The sequence below is a fragment of the Actinacidiphila bryophytorum genome (assembly GCF_016916835.1).
Lineage (GTDB): Bacteria > Actinomycetota > Actinomycetes > Streptomycetales > Streptomycetaceae > Actinacidiphila > Actinacidiphila bryophytorum.
Genome location: NZ_JAFFIX010000021.1, coordinates 1 through 22,445 on the forward strand (window position 1 = coordinate 1; position 22,445 = coordinate 22,445).

Below are 22,445 nucleotides of genomic sequence, written 5' to 3' on the forward strand. Positions count from 1 at the left end.
CGTGCCAACCTACTGGATTCCCATGCGGGGAGCAAATCGGGGGTAGGGATCCGGACGGCTGTGCGACGAGTACGCCTCGGGCGGAATCCCCACTTGGCATGACTTAGGCTGCTCTCGCGGCTCGCCGTCCCGTGACAGGCAGTGACGGCGTTGTGATCTCCGCATCGAGGAGGCTTCCCCTATGACGACCGTTTCGTCTCCCCTGACCGGCCGGGTCATCGGGCTCGCGGCTGTGCCCGACCCGGTGTTCTCCGGGGCGATGGTGGGTCCAGGTACCGCGATCGACCCGGTGCGCGAGCCCGGTGAGGCGGTGTCTCCGGTCGACGGGGTGATCGTCTCCCTGCACCCTCACGCGTTCGTGGTCGTGGACGACGCCGGCCACGGTGTGCTGACCCATCTTGGCATCGACACCGTCCAGCTCAACGGCGAGGGTTTCGAGCTGCTGGTCGCCAAGGGCGACACGGTGGCCCGCGGGCAGGCGGTGGTGCGGTGGGATCCGGCGGGTGTGGAGGCTGCGGGCAAGTCCCCGATCTGCCCGGTGGTCGCGCTTGAGGCCACGGCCGAGGCGCTGGGCGGTCTTGTCGAGTCCGCCGACGTGGCGGCGGGCGACACCCTTTTCAGCTGGAAGTAGGGCGGGGACCGATGGAGACAACGCTGCAGGGTGTCGGTGTCAGCCACGGTGTGGCGATCGGCGAGGTCCGGCACATGGGTACGGCCGTCCTCGAACCGCCGGCCAAGCAGATCGCGTCCGGTGACACCGCTCGTGAGCAGGGTCGTGCCCGGCAGGCGGTGGAAGCGGTGGCCGCGGACCTCCAGGCGCGGGGCCACCTGGCCGGCGGTGAGGCGCAGGCGGTGCTCGAAGCGCAGGCGCTGATGGCGCTCGACCCGGAGCTGATGGGCGACGTCGAGCGCAGGGTCGCCGTGGGGAGCACGGCGGAGCGGGCGGTGTACGACGCCTTCGCCTCCTACCGCGCCCTGCTCGCGGGTGCCGGTGAGTATCTGGCGGGCCGGGTCGCGGACCTGGACGACGTACGGAACCGCATCGTGGCGCGGCTGCTGGGTGTGCCGATGCCCGGTGTGCCGGACAGCGACGAGCCGTATGTACTGATCGCCCGGGACCTGGCTCCCGCGGACACCGCGCTGCTCGACCCCGCGCTGGTACTCGGGTTCGTCACCGAGGAGGGCGGGCCGACCAGTCACAGCGCGATCCTCGCGCGTGCGCTGGGGGTGCCCGCGGTGGTGGCGTTGCCGGGGGCGGGCGAACTGGCCGAGGGCATCGTGATCGCGGTGGACGGCAGCACGGGCGAGGTCTTCGTGCATCCGAGCGCGGACAAGCAGGCCGCGCTGACCGAGGCTGCCGCCGAGCGCAAGGCGGCGCTCGACGCGGCCTCGGGTCCGGGTGCGACGTCCGACGGTCACAAGGTGCCGCTGCTGGCGAACGTCGGCGGTCCCGCTGACGTGCCGGCCGCGGTGGCGGCGGGTGCGGAGGGCGTGGGCCTCTTCCGTACCGAGTTCCTCTTCCTCGACGACTCCGCCAAGGCCCCGTCGGAGGAGAAGCAGGTCGAGGCCTACCGCCAGGTGCTGGAGGCCTTCCCCGGCGGCCGGGTCGTGGTGCGGGTGCTGGACGCGGGGGCGGACAAGCCGCTGGACTTCCTGACGCCCGCGGACGAGCCGAACCCGGCGCTCGGGGTGCGGGGCCTGCGCTCGCTGCTGGACCACCCGGAGGTGCTGGCGTCCCAGCTGCGCGCGCTGGCTGCGGCGTCGGCCGGGCTGCCGGTGTACCTGGAGGTCATGGCGCCGATGGTGGCGGACCGGCAGGACGCGAAGGCGTTCGCCGACGCCTGCCGTGCGGCGGGGCTCGCCGCGAAGTTCGGCGCGATGGTGGAGATCCCGTCGGCGGCCCTGCGGGCCAGGTCGATCCTGCAGGAGGTCGAGTTCCTGTCGCTGGGCACGAACGACCTGGCGCAGTACACCTTCGCTGCCGACCGGCAGGTGGGTGCGGTGGCTCGGCTGCAGGACCCGTGGCAGCCGGCACTGCTCGACCTGGTGGCGCTGGCCGCCGAGGCGGCGAAGGCCGAGGGGAAGAGCTGCGGCGTGTGCGGGGAGGCGGCGGCCGATCCGCTGCTGGCGTGTGTGCTGACGGGTCTCGGTGTCACCAGCCTTTCGATGGGTGCGGCGTCGATTCCGTATGTGCGGGCGACGCTGGCGAAGTACACGCTGGCGCAGTGCGAGCGTGCGGCGGCTGCCGCACGGGCGACCGACAGTGCCGACGAGGCGCGGCGTGCCGTGCAGGGAGTGCTGTCCGGCGAGTAGCCGGCCGGCCGCCGCAGGCGGTTCCTGGAGGGGCGTCCCACCGCAGGGTGGGACGCCCTTCCTCGCTCCCCCGGGTCATCTGCTGCCCGGTCCGTCGCCCGGCAGGGAGGGTGGCAGGGGAAGGCCGGCCCGGTAGCGGACACCGGCTTCCGGTGGCACGGGGTCGCCGGTGTCGGGGTCGGTGCAGTAGGCGTTGAAGACCTCGGCCTCGGTGAGCGGGCGCGGGCCTTCCGGGTGCAGGGACCAGCCGTAGACGGTGTCCTTGCCCTGGTCGTCGGTGGTGCGCAGGACCAGGCCGCCGGGGCGGACGCTGACGCGGGCGGCGGCCATGACGGTGCACAGCACGAGCGCTTCGCCGTCGGACAGGTGGAGTTCGCCGTCGGGGTCCGCGGTGATGTGGGCGGTGGCGAGCAGCGAGTCGCCGGCGTCGGTGGGGAGGCTGCAGACGAGATGGTGGCTGCCGGTCCCGGCGGCTTCGACGATGCGCAGCAGGGTGTGCGAGGCGAGGTCGAAGGCGCAGTGGGCGACGGCTTCCTCGCAGTCGGGGCACTGGCCCGCCGCGGTGAGGATGTCGCTCGCGCGGTCCCAGGTGGCGCGGCGGTCGGCCTCGTGGGCGAGTTGGGTGCGCAGCAGCGCGAGCGGCTGGCGGGTGTAGCGGACGGCGGGCCCTGCGGTGGTGACCGCGGCCGTGTAGTGGATGCGGGAGTCGGGGGTGTCGGGCGCCCTGAGGGTGTCGGCGCAGTGGTCGGCGTAGTGCTCGGGGTCGAAGAGGGTGACGGTGATGCTGGTGCCCTGGGCGTGCAGGGAGCGCAGCAGTCCGTCCAGGTGTTGCAGATACAGTCCGTAGTCGCGGAAGGGGAAGCTCGGATAGCGGGTCATGGTCGCGAAGTCGTGGTCGTCGAGCAGCAGTCCGACCACGGTGGGTGCCTCGCGGCGCAGGGCGCGGCGGTAGGCGGTGCGGCCGGGCGGGCGGTGCCGACGGCTCCAAGGTGCCGTTTTCCGCGCGCGGTTGCGGTTCCGGTCGCGCTTCCTCGTGTGCTTCCCGGCGCTTTGCGGCCTGCGGTCGCCGGTCTGGTCGGTCCTGCCGTTACGACGGGTGCTGCTGGTGCGTGACATCTTTCCCCCTGTGAGCCGGATGCGGTGATCCCTACTGCTCACTGACTGTAACCGGCACCACTGACAACGGGGTATCCGCGGGCTCCGGCCGGGCTTCGGCGAGGCGGCGCAGGACCAGGCGCCGCTGGAGAAGACCGGCTGCGGCCAGGACCGCCCCGAAGGCGAGCCAGCCGGCCGGCCCGGCGGCCATGACGCCGGCGGTGAGCAGCAGCGGGCCGACGCAGCGGGCGGTGGACTGCGCGAGGCCGTGGACGCCGACGTAGCTGCCCTGGGCCTGTGCGGGGGCGAGGCTGACGGACAGCTCCCAGGAGATCGCGGACTGGATCATCTCCACCACGGTGAAGGCGACCGCTGCGGTCACGACGGCGAGGGTCGCCGCCCACCGGGCGTCGAGGACCGCGAAGGCGGTGGTGGCGCAGGCCAGGACGAACCAGGCGGCGACCTGCCGCAGGGAGTCGGCGGCGACCCGCGAGGAGCTGCCGTATCGGGCGAGGCGGACCTGCAGCAGGACGACCAGGACGGTGTTGACGACGAAGACCGCGGCGGCCAGGCCGTGCGGTGCGGTGGTTCGGGTGACGATCCACAGCGGGAGGCCCACGGTGAGGGCGCAGCCGTAGAGGAACATCACCGAGTCCAATGCGGCGTAGGCCAGGTAGCCGGTGTCGCGCCAGGGGTTGGCCGCGCGGACAGGCGCGCAGGGTCCTGCCTTGCCCGCGCCTCTGTCTCCGTCTCCGTCTCCGGATCCGTCTCCGGATCCGGCCCCCGGGGCAGCCGCCGCGGGCGTGCGGGCCATGACCGTCCTGGTCGCGGAGGGCGGTTCCGCGCAGCGGGCGACCATCAGGGCGACGAGGACGAACGACAGGCCGTCGCCGAGGAGCAGCAGCCGGTAGACGGCGGTGGTGCCCAGGGCCAGGGCGGCGGAGGCGGCGAGGCCGCCGATGGTGTAGCCGAGGTTGACGACGGTGCGCTGGACGGCCTGGTAGCGGGGGCGGTCCTGGCCGGCGACGCGGGCGGCGAAGAGCTTGGTGAGGACCGCGGCGGCGCGTTCGCCGAGGCTGCCGAGGGCGACGAGCGGCAGGAGCTGCCAGAAGCCGTGGGCGACCAGCAGGAGCAGCCCCGATGCGGCGCGCAGGACCTGGACGGCGTGCAGGACGCGGGTGAGGGGTATGCGGTCGGCGAGGCGGCCGGCGAGCGGTGCGCCGGCGATGCCCGCGACGCCGCCGAGGCCGAGCAGGATTCCCGTACTGCCGGTGTCCAGGCCCGCGACGACCACGAAGTAGAGGGCGGTGACCGACAGCCACAGGCCCGAGCCGATCTTGTCGACGAGGTTGATCCACAGCATCCGGCGCCCGTCGGCGCCGCCGGGTATGTCGGGGATCCGCAGCGCCCGTTGTGCCCGCTCGACCATCGGTGCCCCCTGCACGGCATCACGTCCTCGGCTCGGCGGCGGCGCCCGGCCTGGTGAAATGACTTGCCACCGCTTTTGTATTGATACATAATCTGCTCTGTGCCGACACAATATGCGATCCAGGGTGCGACGGCCAGGGAGATTTCCGCCTCGGCTGAACAGGCCGTCACCGACGGCAGGTTGCGGCCGGGTGAGGCGCTGCCCCCGGTGCGCGCCCTCGCCGACCGGCTCGGGGTGAGCCCGGGGACGGTGGCGACGGCGTACAAGGAGCTGCGGCGGCGCGGCATCGTGGTGACCAAGGGCCGGGGCGGGACGGTGGTGGCGCCGGCGCCGGTGGTGACGTCGCGGCGCCCGCCGCGGGTGCCGGAGGGGCTGCGCGACCTGGCGGGCGGGCACCCCGACCCGGCCTTCCTGCCCGACCTGGTGCCGCCCGGCCGGCTCTCGCCCGGCGCCCGCTCGCACCGGGCGTCGCCGCGGCTGCCGGAGCTGGAGGAGGCCTCCCGTGCGTGGTTCGCGCGGGACGGGGTGCCGCACAGCCATGTGACCTTCGCGCACGGGGCGCTGGACTGCATCGCGCGGCTGCTGTCGGTGGAGCTGCGGCCGGGTGACACGGTCGCGACCGAGGACCCGGGCTTCCACCATCTGCTGGACCTCGTACCGGCGTTGGGGCTGCGGACGGCGGCGGTGCCGGTGGACGACGAGGGGCTGCGTCCCGAGGGGCTGCGGTCGGCGCTGCGGGCCGGGGCGCGGGCGGTGGTGCTGTGTCCGCGGGCGCAGAACCCGTACGGGTCGCGGATGTCGGCGGCCCGCAGGGACGAGCTGCTCGCGGTGCTGGCCGAAGCGCCCGACGTGCTGGTCGTCGAGGACGACCACAGCGCGGACACCGCGGGCGGCCCGCTGCACTCGCTGGTGACCGCGGGCGACGAGGGGCCGGCCCGCTGGGCGCACATCCGCACCGTCTCCAAGCACCTGGGCACCGACCTGCGGTGGACGGCGCTGGCCTGCGACGCCACGACTCTGGCCCGGCACGACGGGCGGCTGCTGCTGACCTCCGGCTGGATCAGCCATGTGCTGCAGGAGACGGTGGTGCGGCTGATGGCCGACCCGGCCACCGGCGCGCTGGTGGCGAGCGCGGCGGTGGCGTACCGGGAGCGGCGGGAGGCGCTGGTCGGTGCGCTCGCCGGGTACGGGATCGGGGCGCACGCGGTGAGCGGGCTGAACGTCTGGGTGCCGGTGCGGGACGAGTCCGCGGTGGTCAACGGGCTGCGGTCGCACGGCTGGTGGGTGGCGGGCGGCGCCCGCTTCCGCACCTCCACCCCGCCGGGGGTGCGGATCACCACGGCGGATCTGGAGGTGCCGGACGCGGCGCGGCTGGCCGGGGACTTCGCGGGTGTGCTGGCCGAGACCCTGCACACCTACGGGGGGTGAGCGGACGTCAGGGGCGCCCCGCGGCCCGGTCGGCGCCCAGCCGCTCGTAGAAGCGCAGCACGTCCAGGTCGTCCACCGATCCGGGGTTGACGGCCTTGTCCAGGTCGGCGCCCTGCAGCAGCCGTTTGACGGGGACCTCGATGCGCTTGCCGGTCAGGGTGTGCGGGACGCCGGGGACCGCGATGATCTCGTCGGGCACGTGGCGCGGCGACAGCTGGGCGCGGATCGCGCCGTTGACCCGGGCGCGCAGGTCGTCGGTCAGCTCCGCGCCCTCCGCGAGCTGCACGAACAGCGGCATCCAGTAGCCGCCGTCCGGTTCCTCGATGCCGATGACCAGGGACTCGCGGATCTCCGGGAGGCGTTCGACGACCTCGTAGATGTCGGCGGAACCCATGCGGACGCCCTGCCGGTTGAGGGTGGAGTCCGACCTGCCGTGGATGACGACGGTGCCGCGTGAGGTGAGGGTGATCCAGTCGCCGTGCCGCCACACGCCGGGGAACATCTCGAAGTAGCTCTCGCGGTAGCGGGCGCCGTCCGGGTCGTTCCAGAAGCGCACCGGCATCGACGGCATGGGGTTGGTGACGACGAGTTCGCCGACCTCGTCCACGACCGGGCGGCCCTGGGCGTCCCAGGCCTGCAGGTCGGTGCCCAGGCACGCGGCCTGCAGCTCGCCGATGTGGACCGGCAGCGTCGGTACGCCGCCGGCGAAGCAGCTGCACACGTCGGTGCCGCCGCTGACCGAGGCGATCCACAGGTCCTCGGCGACCTCGTCGTGCAGCCAGCGGAAGCCGTCGGGCGGCAGCGGCGAGCCGGTCGTGGCCACGCAGCCGACCCGGGACAGGTCGAAGTCGCGGCCGGGGTGCACACCGGCCTTGCGGCAGGCGATGACGTACGCGGCCGAGGTGCCGAAGACGGTGGTGCCGGTCTGCTCCGCGACCCGCCACTGGGCCTCGATCGAGGGGTGGCCGGGGCTTCCGTCGTAGAGGACCACGGTGGCGCCGACCAGGAGGCCCGACACCAGGAAGTTCCACATCATCCAGCCGGTGGAGGTGTACCAGAAGAAGCGGTCGTCGGGGCCGAGGTCGAGGTGCAGCCCGGTCTGCTTGAGGTGTTCGAGCAGGATGCCGCCCTGGGACTGGACGATCGCCTTGGGCAGCCCGGTGGTTCCCGAGGAGTACAGCACCCACAGCGGGTGGTCGAACGGCACCTGCTCGTAGACCGGTTGCGGGTCGTCGGCGACCAGGTCCCGCCATTCAAGGGCGCCTTCGGGGGCCGCCGTGCCCAGCAGCGGGATGTGCACGGTCGCGCGCAGCGAGGGCAGCCCGGCGCGGGTCTCGGCGACGACGGCTGTCCTGTCGTGCTCCTTGCCGCCGTAGCGGTAGCCGTCGACGGTGAACAGCACGACCGGCTCGACCTGCTGGAAGCGGTCGAGGACGCTGCGGGCGCCGAAGTCGGGGGCGCAGGAGGTCCACACGCCGCCGACGGCCGCGGTGGCCAGCAGCGCGACGGCGGCCTGCGGGATGTTGGGCAGGTAGCCGCTGACCCGGTCGCCGGGGGTGACGCCGAGCCGGCGCAGCGCGGCGGCGAGCGAGGCGACCTGCCGGGACAGCTCGGCCCAGCTCAGGACGCCGGTCTCCATGCGCTCGTCGACGTACAGGACGGCGGGCAGTTCCGCGCGTGCGGCGTCCAGGGCGGGCCGCAGCGCGTGCTCGGCGTAGTTGACGGTCGCGCCGGGGAACCAGCGGGCGCCGGGCATCGAGGCGTCGGCCAGCACCGTGTCGGAGGGGGTGCCGAAGCGCACGTCGTACCACTGCGTGAGCGCCCGCCAGAAGGTGCCGGTCTCGCGCACCGACCAGGCGTGCAGTGCCGCATAGCCGGCCTGCGGATCGTCGTCGGTGACGGCGGGGGCGCCGTGGTGCTCGTGCGCCCAGCTCTGGAAGCGGGTCACCGCCGCCCGGGCGACACGCTCGGGCCCCGGGGTCCACAGGGCTTCCGGCGCACGGTCGGCTTCGGTCTTACTGGTCATGGGGCGGCTCCAGGACGGTCCACGGCACGGCTGGTCAGGACGATGCCATGTGATCGTCCGGCGCGCCAGGGCGGTCGGCCACAGGTGCGCGGACCCCGGTGTGTGGGTACGAACCGCACCCAAGGTGAACACCGGCTGAACGATCGGCGTGGCGGGCGCACGGAGTGGAAAGGTGGGGGTCATGGATGCTCGGGACCTGCTGCGGTCGGTACGGATGGCGAGTTCCGCCCAGGGGTGGCGTTCGGCCAGGTCGGCCTGGCGCAGGCAGCGCATCGACGCGCGGGACCTGCCGGACGCGGCACGCGGCGGGGAGCGGGCGCGGGTGCCGGGGGCGGCGCTGGAGGCCGAGCCGATGCCGGGCGGCGGCACGGTCCGCTTCGCCCGTTCCGTGCTGCGGGTGCGGGTCGGGGTGGGCGGCGCGGTCTTCTGCGGCTGGGACGGTGCGGAGCCGGAGCCGTCGTACGCGGTGGCGGGCACCCCGAAGTGGGGTTCGCCGCGGGAGCGCACGACCGGGGGGTGCCCGGAGGCCGATCCGCGGGCGGTGCTCGAACCCGACCCTGACGGCTGGCGGGTGGTCTCCGAGCGGGTGACGGTGCGTGTCTCGCGGCACGGCGCGGTGGAGATCCGCACACCCGGCGGCAAGCTGCTGCGCCGCGAGCTGCCGCCGCGCTGGTGGGACCCGGTCGGCGCGGAGGAGGGCGGGGCGGGGGCGCGCTGGGTGCAGCGCTCGGAGACGCCGGCCGACGCCCGCGTGTACGGCCTGGGCGGCCGGGCGGCGGGGCCGCGGCTCGCGGCGGGCAGCTACCGGCTGTGGAACACCGACCCCGGCGGCTCGTTCGAGCCGGGCGACGACCCCCTCTACATCACGATGCCGGTGCAGCTGGTGGTCGCCGACGCCGGCTGCCACCTGGTCTTCCACGACAACACCTGGGACGGCCGGGTCACCCTGCGGGACGGCGAGGAGGGCGCGGGCTCCGGCCACGACCGGCAGGGCGGCTGCGAGGTCCGGATGGACGGCGGCCCGCTGCGCTACTGGGTGATCACCGGGACGCCGTCGCGCGTGATGGCCGGCTGGACCGCGCTGACCGGGCGCCCCGCGGTGCCGCCGCGCTGGGCTCTCGGGCCGCACCACTCGCGGTGGGGGTTCGGCAGCACGCAGGAGGTGCGCAGGGTGGTCGCCGGCTACCGCGAGCGGGACCTGCCGCTGTCGGCGGTGCACCTGGACATCGACCACTTCGACGGCCACCGGATCTTCACCGCCGACCCGCGGCGCTTCCCCGACCTGCCGGGCCTGGCACGGGAGTTGGCCGACCAGGGGGTGCGCCTGGTGTCGATCGTGGACCCCGCGGTGAAGGCCGAGCCGGGCCTTGCCGCCTACGACGGCGGGCGGGCGGTGGACGCCTTCGTACGGGACGCCCGCGGCCAGGAGGTGCGGGGCGTGGTGTGGCCGGGCGAGGCGGTCTTCCCCGACTTCACCGACCCCCGGGTGCGCAGCTGGTGGGGCACCCTGTACGCGGAGCGGCTCGCGCAGGGCTTCGCCGGGGTGTGGCACGACATGAACGAGCCGGTGTCCTTCGCGGCCTTCGGCGACGCCACCTTGCCGCGCTCGGCCCGGCACGCGCTGGAGGGCCGCGGCGGCGACCACCGCGAGGCGCACAACGTCTACGCCCTGGCCATGGCCCGCGCCGGCTACGAGGGCCTGTGCGACCTGCGGCCCGCGCAGCGGCCCTTCCTCTTCTCCCGGTCGGGCTGGGCGGGGATGCAGCGCTACGGCGGCAGCTGGTCGGGCGACGTGACGACCGGCTGGGCGGGGCTGCGGGCGTCGCTGTCGCTGGTGCTGGGGCTCGGCCTGTGCGGGGTGCCGTACTCGGGTCCCGACGTGGGCGGTTTCACCGGGTCGCCGTCGCCCGAGCTGTATCTGCGCTGGTTCCAGCTGGGCGCGTATCTGCCCTTCTTCCGCACGCACTCGGCGATCGACGCGGGGCGCCGCGAGCCGTGGGAGTTCGGCGAGCAGGTGCTGGAGCACGCCAGGGCTGCGCTCACCGAGCGGGCCAGGCTGCTGCCGTACCTGGTCACCCTGGCGCATGTCGCGCACCGCACGGGGGCGCCCTATGTGCGGCCGCTGTGGTGGAACTCGCCCGGCGACCGAACGCTGCGGGAGTGCGGCGACGCCTTCCTGCTGGGCGATTCGCTGCTGGTCGCGCCGGTGCTCGAACCGGGTGCGACCAGCCGGGCGGTACGGCTGCCGCGCGGGCTCTGGTACGACACCGCGACGGGTGAGCCGCACCGCGGGCGCGCCCAGGTGCTGCTGGACGCGCCGCTCGGGCGGATACCGGTGCTGGCCAGGGCCGGGGCGGTGCTGCCGGTGGCGGGCGCGGACGGCACGACGGAGCTGGAGGTGTGGGCACCGCGCAAGGGGCGTACCGGCGGCGGCGTGGTCATCACCGGCGACCCCGAGGGGTGGGCCAAGCCGCGGCTGGAGCGCTTCGTGACGCGCTGGGAGGACGGCGAGGTGGTCGTGGAGCGGGACGGCGGTGCGGCGCCCGCCTACACCGTACGGGCGCGCGGCACGTCGTAGCGGCCCGCGAACCAGCGGCCGGCCGCCAGGGTGTGCAGCGGGAAGCCGAGCTCCTGCGGCCCCTGCAGCAACTGGTGGCCCTCTGTCTCGTCGGTCGCGGCCGAGGGCGGGAGCTCTGCTGCGTCGCGCTGCGGCAGCAGCCCGAACAGCAGCAGGTAGCCGCCTGCTTCGTCGGTGAGGGCGTCGGCGAGGACGACGTCGGAGGCGGCGGCTGCGATGCCGGTCTCCTCGGCAAGTTCGCGGACCACCGCCTGCTCCCAGCTCTCGCCGTGGTCGATGAAGCCGCCGGGCAGGGCCAGTTCGCCGCGGCTCGGCTCGATGGTGCGGCGGATGACGACCAGTCCGGTGCCCTGCGGTCCGCGGACCGGCAGCAGGGCGACGGCGACGGGCAGCGGATTGCGGTAGGCGACGGTTCCGCAGGCCGGGCAGCGGCGCGGCCATCCGGCGCCGTCCGGGTAGCGGTTGCCGCACGCGGAGCAGTGCGAGTTCCTGGCGGGATGCGCCGTCTGAGGGGTCGCGGGGGGCGTCGTCGGGGGTTCGGGAGCGGCAGCGGACACGCCGGGACTGTATCCGATCATCTGTCGCGGCAGGCCCGGGAACTGATAGGTCAGGGGGATGCCGAAACTCACCTCTCTACTGCGAGCACTCGTCCTGCCTCTCGCCACACTGGTCGCGGTCGCGGCGGGCGGCCCGGCGCAGGCGGGCACGGCACGCCCCGCGCACCCCGAGCCCAAGGCGCCCGCGCAGTTCGTCGCGCTGCGGGACGTCGACCCGACGATCATCCAGGAGATCCGGTACTTCACCCCGCACAACTTCACCGGGGCGCCGGTCGACGGCTACGTCAAGCCGATGTGCATCCTGACCCGGGCCGCCGCCGAGGGCCTGCACCAGGTGCAGCTGCGGCTGCTGCGCACCGGCTACTCGCTGAAGGTCTACGACTGCTACCGGCCGCAGCGTGCCGTCGACAACTTCGTCAGATGGGCGGAGGACCTGGACGACACCACGATGAAGGCGGAGTTCTACCCGCAGGTCGACAAGACCCGCTTGTTCGCGGACGGTTACATCGCCGCGAAGTCCGGGCACAGTCGCGGCAGCACCATGGACCTGACGGTCGTCCCGCTGCCGGCCAGGCCCACCCGCCCCTACCGGCCGGGTGAGCCGCTGACGCCCTGCTACGGGCCGCAGGACCAGCGCTTCCCCGACAACTCGCTGGACATGGGCACCGGTTACGACTGCTTCGACACCCTCGCCCACACCCTCGACCCGCGGATCCAGGGCGTGCAGCACGACAACCGGATGCTGCTGCTGAACGCCATGCAGGCGCAGGGCTTCACCAACCTGCCGGAGGAGTGGTGGCACTACACGCTCAACGCCGAGCCCTTCCCCGACAGGTACTTCGACTTCCCCATCGACCGCAGGTCGTTGACCCGCTGACGGGCGGGGCCTGAGGACTCCAGCAGGACCGGCGCCCCGAGCAGTGACCCGATCGCCTCGCTCCAGCGGCGCGGGTCGCGGCCCGGGGTGTCCCACAGCGCGGGCGCCGCGCGCAGCAGCCGCCCGGTCAGTTCGGCCTGCCGCACCAGGTCGCCGGGCGGGCCGGCCGGCAGCCTCTCCACCAGGGCGCCGTCGATGCCGTAGGCGCGGCAGATCCGCAGGCCCCGGCAGCGGCGGGGCGCGTCCAGGTGCGTGACGGCCAGTGCGTCCACTCCCCCGCAGACCTCCGCCGCGTAGGAGTGCGCGACCGCGTCGAAGTGGCCGATGCGGAAGGCGCCCTGCCAGCGGCCGTGCCCGTTGTGCGGTTCCGGCAGGGCCGCGGACAGCTCGGGGTCCTCGGTGACGAGCGGGCCAGGGCCGTGCCGGGTGGTGTACGTGCGCACCACGCCGAGACGCAGTCCCTCGCCGGCCGCGCCCGCCTCGGCGAGCAGCGTCTCGGCGTTGCCGAAGGTGGTGGTCGACCAGGTCGTGTACGGGTGGAAGCCGTGCCATTCGTCGAGCAGGACGCCCTGGGCGCCCTCGAAGACCAGCCCTCCCCGGGTGGCCAGTTCGCGCAGCCGCGTACCGTCGGTGAGCCGTACGGCCCGGGCGAAGGCCGTGTAGGCCTCCGCGCACGCCTCGACCGGCGGGGCGCCCAGCGGCCCCAGCTCGTCCGTGAGCCGGTCCCGCAGCAGCCGCAGCCGGCGCAGCAGCCGGGGGCGGGCGGAGCAGTCGCCCGCGGTCGGCTGGTCGCCGGGGTGGGCCAGGGCGTACCGCGTGGTCTCCCCCACGCCCATCCCGCACGACCCGTGCCGGGCCGCGCCCCTGGCCAGCTCCCGCAGCCGCCCGGCGGCGGCGTGGTAAGGCGTGGTCAGCGGCGCGTCCCGGTCGACGCCGAGCAGCGCGTACGGGTCGGGCACCCCCACGGAGCGCAGGTGGTCGGCCTCGGCGGCCAGCGCGAGCGGGTCGACGGCGGTGAAGCGCGACAGGTGGGTGGGCACCCCGTGCAGGGTGCCGGAGCCGAACTGGGCGAAGGTGTGGTGGCGGCCGTCGGGGGTGACGACGTTGTGGGCGGCCTGCGCGCCCCCGTTGAAGCGGACGACGGCGGCGACACCGCCGGACCGGCAGAGCCGGTCGACGGTGGCGCCCTTGCCCGCGTCACCGAACCCGAGGTCGGCGACGAGGATGTGCCGCTGCCCCTGCGGGCCGTGGACGGCGCCCATCACCGGCCCGACAGCGCCCGCGCGACGGTGTCCACCGCGGTGGATCCGACGTCGGCCAGGTCGGCGAGCCCGGTGGCCAGGTCGATGGCCTCCTCGCCGAGGCCGACGGTCAGCGCGATGGTCTCGCACACGGCGTCCAGGTCGTCCAGCTCGATCACGTTCTGGCCGAGCAGCCGGCGCCACAGGGTGAGGACCTCGGGGTTGCCGGCGTAGGAGGCGCCGGCCGGGAGGATGTAGTGGACGTGGTATTTGCGCTTGAGCTCGGCGAGGATGTCCTGGACGGGGATGTCGTGGCGGATCGTCTCGCCGAGTACGGCCTTCACCTCGCGTGCCTTGACCTTGCCGTAGGGCATCTCGTCCCCGATGAGGAAGAGGTAGCCGCGCCGGCCGCGCTTGGTGTGGCAGTCGATGTCGGTGTGCCGGGCCATGGCGTAGAGGGCGAGTTCGTACGACTCGGTCATCTGGCCGCCGCCTCCGCCCTCCAGCAGGATGTTGCCGAGGTCGTCGTCCATGCGGTTGTCGGACTCGAACTGGCCGAGCTGGAGCGGAACCCGGTCGCAGGTGGCGTCGCCGACCGCGCCGAAGAGGATCTGCGGGTCGCGGACGTAGCCCTTGCGCAGCAGCAGGCCGAACAGATCGGGCAGTTTGGTCTGCAGGGTGCGCGGGACGCCGCCCATGGAGCCGGTGACGTCGAAGAGGACCGCGATGGCCAGCGAGTCGGGGTGCTCGGCGGAGTCCCTGCTCTCCCGCACCGTCAGGCCGTGCGGGTCGAGGGACTGGTGGGCGCGCCAGGTGTGCCGGGGCGCGCTGTGCCTGACGTGGTCGCTGTACGCGAACGCGTCGGCGCCGGAGGCCGCGCGGTAGCGCGCGGCGGCGTCGTAGACGTTGGTGGACCAGCTTCCGCTGCCCATGGTTCCCCCTTGTGACGGTGTGCTGTGCGGTGGTGTGCCGTGCTGTGCGGTGGTGCAGATGGTCGGGTGTGATGGTCGGGTGCGGCAGGTCAGGCCGGAGGCGCGGTGGGCATGGTGAACGGCCGGAAGGTGCGCGGCCCGTAGAGCCGCTCCAGCAGGTCGTCCAGCTCCGCGAGCAGCAGCCAGGCGTCCTGCGGGCGGCGGCGCTGCTCGGGCAGGGTGCAGCCGCGCAGGAAGGCACGCATCTGCGGCGGTGTCCGGTCGCCGATCAGCTGTGCCATGCACAGCGAGGCGAGGTGGATGTCGGTGGCCGGGGTCGCCGGCAGGTGCGCCGTCACCTCGGGCGGGTAGCTGCCGGCGTACCGGGGCAGCAGGACCGGGATGTCGGTGCCGGCCGCGGTGGCGTAGCACCAGTCGACGAGCACCAGGCCGTGCAGCTGCGGGTGGATCAGCACGTGCTCGGGGAAGACGGCGCCGTGCACGAGCCGGGCGCGGTGCGCCCAGCCCAGCGCGGTCAGCAGCCGGCGCCACATCCAGGCCGCGTCCCTGGGGTCGAGCCCGCCGGGGTGGGCCGCGGCGACCTCGGCGAGGGTGTGGAAGCCGGTGAGCGGGGCGAAGGCGTTGACCACGTGCTCGGTGCCGTCGTCGTGCCGCTGCCGGAAGCTCTCGATCAAGGTGGGTGCGTAGGCGCGGTGCCGCACCTCGCCGACCGTGCGCAGCCGGGCCAGCACGTCGGCCTCGTGCTCCATCAGGTCGTTGTCCCGCGGCATGCGGGGGATCTTCAGTACGGCCTCGGGGCTCTCGCCGCGGGCGTCGTAGCGGGCGCTGCGTACGGTCGCGAGGTCGCATTGCGCGAGCACCGGGCCGAGGACGTAGGTGTGCAGGCCGCCGGTGACCGTCTCGCGCCCGGGCTGTCGCGCCTGCCAGGCCTCCCAGGCGGCGGTGAGCCGGGCGAAGGCCGCGGGCGCCGCCTCCGTACGGCCGGCCGGTGCCGTGTCGGGGTGCAGCAGCCGGGCGAGCCTGCGGTAGTATCCGGCGGCTTCCCGCGGGTCTGCGGGAAAGCCGCCGGTCAGTGCGGCGAGGGCGTCGTCGAAGTCGGCTGCGCCGGCGCGGCCGGCATCGGAACCGGGTATCGCGGCGCCCGCCGCTGCGGCGGTCACCGTACTCCCGCTTCACGGTCGGGTCGGAGCAGCGCCGGGTGCAGCAGCCGGGCGTCACCGGCCCGGTAGAGGCGGGCGCGGGGGCCGCCGCGGCTGCCGGGCCGGGTGTCGGTCTCGCCGGTGGACTCCACGAAGCCGGGCACGGACAGCACCTTGCGGTGGAAGTTCCCGGCGTGCAGCGCCGCGCCCCACACCGTCTCGTAGACCTCGCGCAACTCGGTGATGGTGAAGGTCTCGCCGAGGAAGGCGGTCGCCAGCGGGGTGTACTCGATTTTGGCCCTGGCCCGCTCCAGGCCGTCGGCGAGGATGCGGCCGTGGTCGAAGGCGAGCCCGCCGGCTCCGCCCTGACCGGGCCGGCGGCCGGCACCACCCCCGTAGGTCCCGGTCCGCCGACCCTGTTCGAAGGGACGCGGACGCACCTGGTCCGGTTGCCCCTCGGGCGATATTGCCTCCACCGGCAGCCAGCCGGCGCCGGCGGCGTCACCGCCGGGGTGCGCGTCGGGCAGTCCCGGGGCGAAGGCGAGGTAGGCGACCGACACGACGTGCATACGCGGGTCGCGGTCGGGGCCGCCGTACGAGCCGAGCTGTTCGAGGTGGACCCGGCCGAGAGCGGCGGCGTCAAGACCGGTCTCCTCGGCCAGCTCCCGGGCGGCCGCCTCGGCCAGCGACTCGCGGCCGGCCCTGACGAAACCGCCGGGCAGCGCCCAGCAGCCGGCGAAGGGCGGCCCGCCGCGCTCGACGGCCAGTACGTGCAGCCGTCCCGCGCGCAGCGTCAGCGCCACCACGTCCACGGTGACCGCGATCGGGTCGAAGGCGCGCGGGTCGTACTGCGCCAGGAAGTCCCGCTCCGTCTGCGCGCCGTCCGGCTGCGTCATGGCCGCGCCCCCTCCCTTCATCTTCTCAAACTGAGTCTTTCTCCTTACGAGAAGAACATAGCACGGCACTCGGACACCGGCCACGCCGTTGCCGGGACGATCCGCGCCCGGACATTCCGCGGCGCACGACCGCTTGACGCTCCGTCACCGCGGGGCAACACTTCCGGCAGCGCGACGCCGGTGGGCGGGAGGGGGGTTGCGCACACCGGGCATCCGCGCGCCCATTCCCGACACGGTCCTCACCGACCGGGCAAGGGAGCGTGACATGAGCCAGACCGTCCCGGTCCATGTGGCCGCGATCGACCAGGGCACCACCTCCACCCGCTGCCTGATCTTCGACGCGGCGGGCCGGATCGTCGCGTCGGACCGGCGCGAGCACCGGCAGATCCTCCCCAGGCCCGGCTGGGTCGAGCACGACGCCACCGAGATCTGGGCGAAGGTCCAGGCCGTGGCATCGGGCGCGCTGGCCAGGGCGGGGCTGCGCCCCGACCAGCTCACCGCGCTGGGCATCGCCAACCAGCGCGAGACGGTGGTGCTGTGGGACCGCGGCACCGGCCGCCCGGTCCACAACGCCGTGGTCTGGCAGGACACCAGAACCGCCGCCCTGTGCACGGAGATCGGCGGCGTCTACGGCCAGGACCGCTTCCGCGACACCACGGGGCTGCCGCTGGCCCCCTACTTCTCCGGGCCGAAGATCGCCTGGCTGCTCGACCACGTACCGGGGCTGCGGCACCGGGCCGAGCACGGCGAGATCGCCTTCGGCACCGTCGACTCCTGGCTGATCTGGAACCTCACCGGCGGCACCGCGGGCGGCGTCCACGTCACCGACGTCAGCAATGCCTCACGCACGCTGCTGATGGACCTGCACACCCTGGACTGGGATCCGGCGATCCTGGCTGCGATGGACATCCCCGAGGCGGTGCTGCCGAGCATCCGCCCCTCGGCCGAGGTCTACGGCCTGGCCACCGGCCGGCTCGCCGGCGTCCCCGTCGCCGCCGCGCTCGGCGACCAGCAGGCCGCGCTCTTCGGGCAGACCTGCTTCGACCTCGGCGAGGCCAAGAACACCTACGGGCCCGGGAGCTTCCTGCTGCTCAACACCGGCGGGCGGCCGGTCCCCTCGAAGAGCGGCCTGCTCACCACGGTCGCCCACCAGCTGGGCGGCGAGCGGCCGGTGTACTGCCTCGAGGGCTCCATCGCGATCACCGGGGCGCTGGTGGAGTGGCTGCGCGACCGGCTCGGGGTGATCCGCACCGTCGAGGAGATCGAACCGCTGGCGGCCAGCGTCCCCGACAACGGCGGCGCGTACGTCGTCCCCGCCTTCTCCGGCCTCTTCGCGCCCTACTGGCGGTCCGACGCGCGGGGCGTGGTCACCGGCCTGACCGCGTACGTCACCAGGGCGCACCTGGCCAGGGCCGTCCTGGAGGCGACCAGCTGGCAGACCCGCGAGGTCGTGGACGCGATGCAGCAGGACTCCGGGGTGCGGATCGGCGCGCTGCGGGTGGACGGCGGCATGACCGTCAACGGGCTGCTGATGCAGCACCAGGCGGACGTGCTGGGCGTCCCGGTGATCCGGCCCGTGGTCGCCGAGACCACCAGCCTGGGCGCCGCCTACGCGGCGGGGCTGGCCACCGGCGTGTGGGACGGACCCGACGCGCTCAGGGCGCAGTGGCGCGAGGACACCCGGTGGAAGCCGGCGATGGCCGATGAGGTGCGCGGCGTCGAATACCGGCGCTGGAAGAAGGCGGTGCAGCGCAGCCTCGGCTGGCTGGACGAGGAGTCCCCGGTGCCCGCGGGCCGGAGCAGGTGACGCGTGCGGCGGTGCCGCAGGGCTCAGGTCGCCGCGGGCGCCCTGCGGCCCGCCGCCATCGCGGCCGCGTGCTCGACCACGGTGATCAGCACCTGCTTGGCCGACTCGCGCTCGCGTGCGTCGCACAGCACCACCGGCACCCCCGGGTCGAGGTCCAGCGCCTCGGTGACCATCTCGGGGGCGTGCAGCTGCACACCGTCGAAGCAGTTGACCGCGACGGTGAAGGGGATGCCGCGCCGCTCGAAGTAGTCGACCGCGGCGAAGCAGTCCTGCAGCCGCCGGGTGTCGGCCAGCACCACGGCGCCCAGCGCGCCCTGCGCCAGCTCGTCCCACAGGAACCAGAAGCGGTCCTGGCCCGGGGTGCCGAAGAGGTACAGCACCAGGTCCTCGCGCAGCGTGATCCGGCCGAAGTCCATCGCCACGGTGGTGGTGCGCTTGCCCTCGACGCCCGCGAGGTCGTCGACCGGGCGGCCCACCTCGCTCAGCGCCTCCTCGGTCCGCAGCGGCCTGATCTCGCTGACCGTGCCGACCAGGGTCGTCTTGCCGACCCCGAAGCCGCCGGCGACCAGCAGCTTGAGCGCGACCGGCTCCGCGGCGGACGGCTGACGGCGGCGGTCGGCGTGGGCGATGGCCATGGTGTCTTCTACTTCCCTGCTCTGATGCGGACTTGGGGATGGCGCGGCGGTTACGGGCAGCCTAGCGGGCACTACAGCGCGCGCAGGCCGTTGATGACCTCGCGCAGGATGCTCTCGTCGGGCAGTTCGGCCGGCGGCACCGGCTGGTGGATCATGACGTGCCCGGCTTCCAGCAGGTCGCCGATGAGCACCCGGACCACGCCGACCGGGAGGTCGAGGTCGGCGGCGAGTTCCGCCACCGACACCGACTGCAGCCGGCAGTGCTCCACGATGTCGAGATGCTCGGGCGACAGGGTGCTGTCCTCGTCGACGCCCGCGTCCTCGTCCTCGCGCTGCGCCATCACCAGGGCGATCAGGTCGAGCTTCGCCTCGGCCGCATGGCTGGTCCGCCCGCGGGTCATCGCGTAAGGCCGCACCACCGGCCCTGCCGCGTCGTCGTACCAGCGGTCCGATTCAGACGTCATGTCGCCCCGTCACCCCGTCATCCCAAGTCCGCCCCGGCGGTCAGCCGCTGAGCGCCGTACCGCCGCCGTGCCGCGGCTCGGCGCCCAGGTGGACGCCGACCCGCTTGACCAGCAGCGCCATCTCGTACGCCACCTGGCCGACGTCGGAGTCCGCGTCGGCCAGCACCGCCAGGCAGCTGCCGTCGCCGGCGGCGGTGACGAACAGGAACGCGTCGTCCAGCTCCACGATGGTCTGCCGGACCCGGCCGGCGTCGAAGTGCCGGCCGACGCCCTTGGCGAGGCTGTGGAATCCGGAGGCGACCGCCGCCAGATGCTCCGAGTCCTCTCGCGTCAGTCCGTCGGATGCGCCGGTGGCCAGGCCGTCCCCGGAGAGCACCAAGGCCTTGCGGATGCTGGCGACCCGCGTGACCAGGTCGTCCAGGAGCCAGCTCAGCTCACGTGTCGGGCTCGATGCTGCAGTCATCGACCGTTCCCCTCAGGTGTCGTTCTCGGTGCTGTCGTCGATGCGTCCTCGCCGGCCGCTGTCGCGCCGTCCGGCTCGGCCTCCGCTGCCCTGCGGCCGCGCTGCCAGCCGGCCTGGATCGCGGACATCCGGTCGCGTACCTCGTCGGCCGACCGCTCCCGGCCGCCGTCGTGCTCTGCTTCCGCGGAGGCGGCCCGTGCCGCGTCGGCCCGCAACTGCGGTGCCAGACTGGCCTGCCTGACCCGCTTGGGCAGTACGATGCCGCCGCCCTCGGCCGGCTCCGCTGCCGCCGCCGCGGGCGCCGCAGGCGCCGCCTCCTGCCGCGGGCGCGGCAGCGACGGTACGGCCGCCACCGCCCGCGGAACCTGCTGGGCCGCCGCACGCGGCCTGCGGCGGGGCAGCGGCACAGGGGCCGCGGGCCCCGGCTCGCCGCCGCCCGCGGTCTGCTCCGGGTCGTCGTCCAGCGCGTCGAGCCCCCGGCTGAAGGCCGCGGTCAGCGGCTCCTCCTGGTGCGGGGCGTGCTCCTTGTGCCGCTCGCCGCCGATGTCGTCCACGCCTTCGAGACCCCACTGCCGGAACGTGTGCTCGGTCTCCCCGGACGCGTCCAGGCCCAGCGGCCGCGCGGCACCGGGCAGTTGCGTGCCGCCGGTGTCCTCGCCGCTGTCGTTCAGCAGCGACTCGGGGATCATCACGACCGCAGTGGTGCCGCCGTAGGGCGACTGCCGCAGCGAGACCCGCACGTTCTGCCGCCGGGCGAGCCGGCTGACCACGAACAGGCCGAGCCTGTCGGTGTCGGACAGCTCGAACTCGGGCGTCTCCGCCAGCCGCAGGTTCGCCTCCAGCAGCGCGTCGGGGGTCAGCCCGAGACCGCGGTCGTCGATCTCCAGGACGAAGCCGTTGGCCACCGGCTCGCCGTGCAGCTTCACCGTGGTGTGCGGCGGCGAGAACACCGCCGCGTTCTCGATGAGTTCGGCGAGCAGGTGGGTGAGGTCGGCGACCGCGGCGCCGGCGACGGCAAGACGCGGCAGCCGGCGTACCTCGATCCGCTCGTAGTCCTCGACCTCGGCGATGGCGGCGCGGACCACGTCCATCAGCTGCACGGGCTTGCGCCACTGCCGGGAGGGGGCCGCGCCGGAGAGGATGACCAGGCCTTCCGCGTGCCGCCGCATACGGGTCGTCATGTGGTCGAGCCGGAAGAGGTCGGCCAGCTCCTCGCTGTCCTCGGCGCGGCGCTCCATCGCGTCCAGCAGGGTCAGCTGGCGGTGCAGCAGCACCTGGCTGCGGCGGGCCAGGTTGACGAAGACCTCGGAGACGCCCTTGCGCAGGTCGTTCTGCCGGACGGTGGCCTCGACCACGGCCCGCTGGAGGGTGTTGAGCGCCTTGCCGACGTGGCCGATCTCGTCGTCGGCGTACTCCAGGCGCGGCACCTCGGTCCCGACGTCGATCTGCTCGCCGGCCGCCAGCCGCCGCATGACGCGCGGCAGCCGGGTGCCGGAGACCTCCTGCGCCTCGCGGCGCAGTCCGGTCAGGTCCCTGATCAGGCCGCGGCCGATGCGCACCGAGACGAACAGCGAGGCGACCACCGCGATCAGGCCGACGCCGCCGACGAAGGCCGCCTCCACGATCGCGGTCGTCGCGATCGGCTGGTTGCGGTCGGTGACCTGGCTGTCGGACGCGGCGCCGAGCCGGCCGAGGTCGTCCAGGGTGGTCGAGGCGAGGCCGGGCCAGGACAGGTGCGCGGCGACGATCGGGGCGTCGTCGACACCGCCGGCGATCACCGCGTCCTCGGCGGCGCGCAGCGCCTTGCCGTTGCTGTCCTTCCAGTACGCGTCGTAGGGCGCGCGCTCCTCGTCGGTCAGCTGCCACAGGCTGCTGTCGTAGTAGTTGCGCTGCTCGGCCACGGCGAAGGTGAAGGAGCGCAGTTCCGCCTGGCTCATGTGCCCGGTGCTGATGGCGGCCGCCATCAGGGCGTCCTCGCGGCTCACCTCGTCGCGGGCGCGGCCGAGTTGGACGACCGAGCGGTGCTCGTCGTCCAGCTTCACGTCGTTGTGCGGGTTGAGGGCGTCGAAGAGCTGGAAGGCCGGCTCGGTCATCGCGTTGTACGCCTGGAAGACGTCGTTGCGGCTGATCCGGCCGTCGTCGGCGCGCTTGCGCAGCGAGGTGAGGCCCTCGACCGTGCTGAGGAACGTGTCGAGCCGGGTGCGGGCGGTGCTGCCGATCGAGCCGCGCACACCCGACGCGGCGATCCTGGTCCGCATCTTGGCGATCGACGCGTCGGTGACCTGCTGCTGCTTGTTGTAGCCGATCCTGGCCTGCGAGTCCCGCGTGTTGGCCACGTAGATCATGGCTGCCCTGCGCTCCTGCTGGAGGCTCTGTACGGCGTCCTGGCCGGGATAGCCGACGTTGTCCACGACCCGCTGGACATCCGGCCGGTCCAGCAGCGCGCGACCGGTCACCATGGCGGCGAAGGCCCAGATGACCGTCAGTGACACCAGAGGGATCAGCAGCAGCGCCACGATCTTCCGGCGGATCGTCGTACCGCGAAAGCTCATGGCCTCCCCAACG

At 73.8% G+C, this 22,445-nt stretch carries 18 protein-coding genes; 6 read left to right on the forward strand and 12 right to left on the reverse strand.

All coding sequences use genetic code 11. The annotated features are described in order from the left end of the window. The first annotated feature begins 181 nt into the window (after nt 1-181). Complete coding sequence (locus JT723_RS25680) at nt 182-631, forward strand: PTS sugar transporter subunit IIA (RefSeq protein WP_205047165.1); 450 nt, start codon at nt 182-184, stop codon at nt 629-631. A gap of 11 nt (nt 632-642) precedes the next feature. After that, nucleotides 643-2,313, forward strand: coding sequence for a phosphoenolpyruvate--protein phosphotransferase (gene ptsP / locus JT723_RS25685; protein WP_205047166.1), 1,671 nt, complete (start codon nt 643-645; stop codon nt 2,311-2,313). A gap of 75 nt (nt 2,314-2,388) precedes the next feature. Here ptsP and JT723_RS25690 read toward each other — a convergent pair whose 3' ends face one another. Continuing rightward, entirely contained in the window at nt 2,389-3,429 is a 1,041-nt protein-coding gene (locus JT723_RS25690; protein WP_240166190.1) for a DUF8829 domain-containing protein, read from the reverse strand. Nucleotides 3,430-3,460: 31 nt separating this feature from the next. After that, a complete protein-coding gene (locus JT723_RS25695; protein ID WP_307794013.1) occupies nt 3,461-4,852 on the reverse strand; it encodes an MFS transporter in 1,392 nt (463 codons plus the stop codon). 84 nt (nt 4,853-4,936) lie between these two features. On the opposite strand from JT723_RS25695, the gene JT723_RS25700 reads away from it, so the two are divergent. Then, nucleotides 4,937-6,265 carry an aminotransferase class I/II-fold pyridoxal phosphate-dependent enzyme gene (locus JT723_RS25700; protein ID WP_205047167.1) on the forward strand — a complete coding sequence of 443 codons (1,329 nt, stop codon included), beginning with the start codon at nt 4,937-4,939 and terminating at the stop codon, nt 6,263-6,265. 7 nt (nt 6,266-6,272) lie between these two features. Here the strand turns inward: JT723_RS25700 and JT723_RS25705 are convergent, their stop codons facing one another. Continuing rightward, entirely contained in the window at nt 6,273-8,291 is a 2,019-nt protein-coding gene (locus JT723_RS25705; RefSeq protein ID WP_205047168.1) for an acetoacetate--CoA ligase, read from the reverse strand. A 181-nt stretch (nt 8,292-8,472) separates the two neighbouring features. Between JT723_RS25705 and JT723_RS25710 the strand changes: the two genes are divergently transcribed. Further along, nucleotides 8,473-10,869 (forward strand): glycoside hydrolase family 31 protein, encoded by a 2,397-nt coding sequence (locus tag JT723_RS25710; RefSeq protein WP_205047169.1) that lies wholly within the window; start codon nt 8,473-8,475, stop codon nt 10,867-10,869. Here JT723_RS25710 and JT723_RS25715 read toward each other — a convergent pair. After that, nucleotides 10,839-11,447 (reverse strand): NUDIX domain-containing protein, encoded by a 609-nt coding sequence (locus JT723_RS25715; protein WP_205047170.1) that lies wholly within the window; start codon nt 11,445-11,447, stop codon nt 10,839-10,841. The two genes, JT723_RS25710 and JT723_RS25715, sit on opposite strands and share 31 nt — an antisense overlap. Before the next feature lie 37 nt (nt 11,448-11,484). Here JT723_RS25715 and JT723_RS25720 point away from each other — a divergent pair, with 37 nt between their 5' ends. Continuing rightward, nucleotides 11,485-12,303 (forward strand): M15 family metallopeptidase, encoded by an 819-nt coding sequence (locus JT723_RS25720; RefSeq protein WP_205047171.1) that lies wholly within the window; start codon nt 11,485-11,487, stop codon nt 12,301-12,303. Here the strand turns inward: JT723_RS25720 and JT723_RS25725 are convergent. From JT723_RS25725 to JT723_RS25740, 4 genes are all read right to left on the reverse strand, one after another. After that, nucleotides 12,228-13,565 (reverse strand): adenylosuccinate synthetase, encoded by a 1,338-nt coding sequence (locus JT723_RS25725; protein WP_205047172.1) that lies wholly within the window; start codon nt 13,563-13,565, stop codon nt 12,228-12,230. The genes JT723_RS25720 and JT723_RS25725 overlap by 76 nt on opposite strands. Further along, a complete protein-coding gene (locus JT723_RS25730; RefSeq protein ID WP_240166191.1) occupies nt 13,565-14,476 on the reverse strand; it encodes a hypothetical protein in 912 nt (303 codons plus the stop codon). The genes JT723_RS25725 and JT723_RS25730 overlap by 1 nt, the downstream gene beginning before the upstream one ends. Before the next feature lie 89 nt (nt 14,477-14,565). Next, nucleotides 14,566-15,636: a molecular chaperone DnaJ gene (locus JT723_RS25735; RefSeq protein ID WP_240166192.1), complete on the reverse strand. Its 1,071-nt coding sequence runs from the start codon at nt 15,634-15,636 to the stop codon at nt 14,566-14,568. Beyond that, nucleotides 15,633-16,511, reverse strand: a complete 879-nt coding sequence (locus JT723_RS25740) for an NUDIX hydrolase (protein WP_205047173.1) — start codon at nt 16,509-16,511, stop codon at nt 15,633-15,635. The genes JT723_RS25735 and JT723_RS25740 overlap by 4 nt, the downstream gene beginning before the upstream one ends. Nucleotides 16,512-16,776: 265 nt before the next feature. Between JT723_RS25740 and glpK the strand changes: the two genes are divergently transcribed. Then, nucleotides 16,777-18,318 (forward strand): glycerol kinase GlpK, encoded by a 1,542-nt coding sequence (gene glpK, locus JT723_RS25745; protein ID WP_205047174.1) that lies wholly within the window; start codon nt 16,777-16,779, stop codon nt 18,316-18,318. A 23-nt stretch (nt 18,319-18,341) separates the two neighbouring features. On the opposite strand, the gene JT723_RS25750 is transcribed toward glpK, so the two are convergent. From JT723_RS25750 to JT723_RS25765, 4 genes are all read right to left on the reverse strand, one after another. Further along, nucleotides 18,342-18,953: a GTP-binding protein gene (locus tag JT723_RS25750; RefSeq protein WP_205047175.1), complete on the reverse strand. Its 612-nt coding sequence runs from the start codon at nt 18,951-18,953 to the stop codon at nt 18,342-18,344. A 71-nt stretch (nt 18,954-19,024) separates the two neighbouring features. Then, nucleotides 19,025-19,417, reverse strand: a complete 393-nt coding sequence (locus JT723_RS25755; RefSeq protein ID WP_205047176.1) for a DUF742 domain-containing protein — start codon at nt 19,415-19,417, stop codon at nt 19,025-19,027. A gap of 40 nt (nt 19,418-19,457) precedes the next feature. Next, the gene (locus JT723_RS25760) at nt 19,458-19,880 is read right to left on the reverse strand and encodes a roadblock/LC7 domain-containing protein (RefSeq protein WP_033175950.1); all 423 of its coding nucleotides are present in this window, start codon (nt 19,878-19,880) and stop codon (nt 19,458-19,460) included. After that, complete coding sequence (locus tag JT723_RS25765; RefSeq protein WP_205047177.1) at nt 19,877-22,432, reverse strand: sensor histidine kinase; 2,556 nt, start codon at nt 22,430-22,432, stop codon at nt 19,877-19,879. Before JT723_RS25765 ends, JT723_RS25760 begins: the two co-directional genes overlap by 4 nt. Between the last annotated feature and the right edge of the window lie 13 nt (nt 22,433-22,445).

What these genes read in the sequence shown, in the direction of transcription:
- JT723_RS25680 (WP_205047165.1), top strand. Translation starts at nt 182, where the DNA reads ATGACGACCGTTTCGTCTCCCCTGACCGGCCGGGTCATCGGGCTCGCG.
- ptsP (WP_205047166.1), top strand. Translation starts at nt 643, where the DNA reads ATGGAGACAACGCTGCAGGGTGTCGGTGTCAGCCACGGTGTGGCGATC.
- JT723_RS25690 (WP_240166190.1), bottom strand. Translation starts at nt 3,429, where the DNA reads ATGTCACGCACCAGCAGCACCCGTCGTAACGGCAGGACCGACCAGACC.
- JT723_RS25705 (WP_205047168.1), bottom strand. Translation starts at nt 8,291, where the DNA reads ATGACCAGTAAGACCGAAGCCGACCGTGCGCCGGAAGCCCTGTGGACC.
- JT723_RS25710 (WP_205047169.1), top strand. Translation starts at nt 8,473, where the DNA reads ATGGATGCTCGGGACCTGCTGCGGTCGGTACGGATGGCGAGTTCCGCC.
- JT723_RS25715 (WP_205047170.1), bottom strand. Translation starts at nt 11,447, where the DNA reads ATGATCGGATACAGTCCCGGCGTGTCCGCTGCCGCTCCCGAACCCCCG.
- JT723_RS25720 (WP_205047171.1), top strand. Translation starts at nt 11,485, where the DNA reads ATGCCGAAACTCACCTCTCTACTGCGAGCACTCGTCCTGCCTCTCGCC.
- JT723_RS25725 (WP_205047172.1), bottom strand. Translation starts at nt 13,565, where the DNA reads ATGGGCGCCGTCCACGGCCCGCAGGGGCAGCGGCACATCCTCGTCGCC.
- JT723_RS25730 (WP_240166191.1), bottom strand. Translation starts at nt 14,476, where the DNA reads ATGGGCAGCGGAAGCTGGTCCACCAACGTCTACGACGCCGCCGCGCGC.
- JT723_RS25740 (WP_205047173.1), bottom strand. Translation starts at nt 16,511, where the DNA reads ATGACGCAGCCGGACGGCGCGCAGACGGAGCGGGACTTCCTGGCGCAG.
- glpK (WP_205047174.1), top strand. Translation starts at nt 16,777, where the DNA reads ATGAGCCAGACCGTCCCGGTCCATGTGGCCGCGATCGACCAGGGCACC.
- JT723_RS25750 (WP_205047175.1), bottom strand. Translation starts at nt 18,953, where the DNA reads ATGGCCATCGCCCACGCCGACCGCCGCCGTCAGCCGTCCGCCGCGGAG.
- JT723_RS25755 (WP_205047176.1), bottom strand. Translation starts at nt 19,417, where the DNA reads ATGACGTCTGAATCGGACCGCTGGTACGACGACGCGGCAGGGCCGGTG.
- JT723_RS25760 (WP_033175950.1), bottom strand. Translation starts at nt 19,880, where the DNA reads ATGACTGCAGCATCGAGCCCGACACGTGAGCTGAGCTGGCTCCTGGAC.
- JT723_RS25765 (WP_205047177.1), bottom strand. Translation starts at nt 22,432, where the DNA reads ATGAGCTTTCGCGGTACGACGATCCGCCGGAAGATCGTGGCGCTGCTG.